Here is a 938-nt window from a genome sequence, read left to right as displayed (position 1 = left end):
TAGGGCGTGTCCTGTCGATCATGGGAGCCAGATGACGGCAGCGATCAGGACGAGGCCGGCTCGGTAGAGGGATGCGCGTTTGGCGTATCGCGTTGCCAGGTCACGCCACTGCTTGAGCCGGTTGAAGCAGCGTTCCACGACGTTGCGTTTCTTGTAGATCGCCTTGTCGAAGGCCGGTGGTCGCCCGCCGTGGCTGCCCTTGGCGGCCCGGCGAGCGACCTGGTCGCTGCGTTCCGGGATGACGTGCCGGATCCCGCGTTGTCGCAGGGCTCGCCGGGTCGAGTCATGTGCATAGCCCTTGTCCGCGATCAGCACCTCCGGTCGCTTGCGGGGCCGACCCGGCCCGCGCTCATTGACGCGGATCGCGTCCAGCAGCGCCAGGAGCTGCGGGTTGTCGCCGGCTTGGCCGGGGGTGAGCAGGATCGACAGCGGCCGTCCGCGTCCGTCGACCGCGAGGTGGATCTTCGTGCTCAACCCGCCGCGGGACCGGCCGATGGCCTCGCCATCTTGCGCACCAGGCGTCGCCGCACTTGCCGGGGAGCCCCCTTTTTGCGGGCGCCAGCGGCATGCTGATGCGCCCGCACGATCGACGAGTCGATGCTGATCGTCCACTGGACCGGCGTGCCGTCATCGTGCACCTGCGCCGCCGCGAGGATCCGATCCCACGTCCCGTCAGCGGTCCAGCGGCGCAGACGCTCATGACAGGTCTTCCACGGCCCGAAGCGTTCCGGCAGGTCACGCCACGGCGCACCCGTACGCAGCTTCCACAGGATCCCGTTGATGACCTGCCGGTGATCCCGCCACCGCCCCCGCGCCCCACCAGGTTCCGGTAGCAACGGCGCGATCACCGCCCACGCCTCATCGGTCAACTCACCACGACGCACCACCGGCACATCGTCAACGATCAACCACTACATGATCGGCAGGACACGCCCTAG

1 protein-coding gene is annotated in these 938 nt (G+C 68.4%); it reads right to left on the bottom strand.

Features of this window, described 5'->3' with window-relative positions; all coding sequences use genetic code 11:
• Positions 1-18 precede the first annotated feature (18 nt).
• A protein-coding gene (locus F8279_RS29700; protein ID WP_192580803.1) for an IS5 family transposase occupies positions 19-884 on the bottom strand; the annotation gives its coding sequence in 2 pieces (ribosomal slippage) (positions 19-551 and positions 551-884; 867 coding nt in all).
• Positions 885-938: the final 54 nt, after the last annotated feature.

The organism is Micromonospora sp. AMSO1212t, from assembly GCF_008868145.1.
GTDB lineage: Bacteria > Actinomycetota > Actinomycetes > Mycobacteriales > Micromonosporaceae > Micromonospora > Micromonospora tulbaghiae.
Note: the sequence above shows the minus strand (reverse complement) of the source record. Positions and strands in the feature narration are given on the sequence as shown.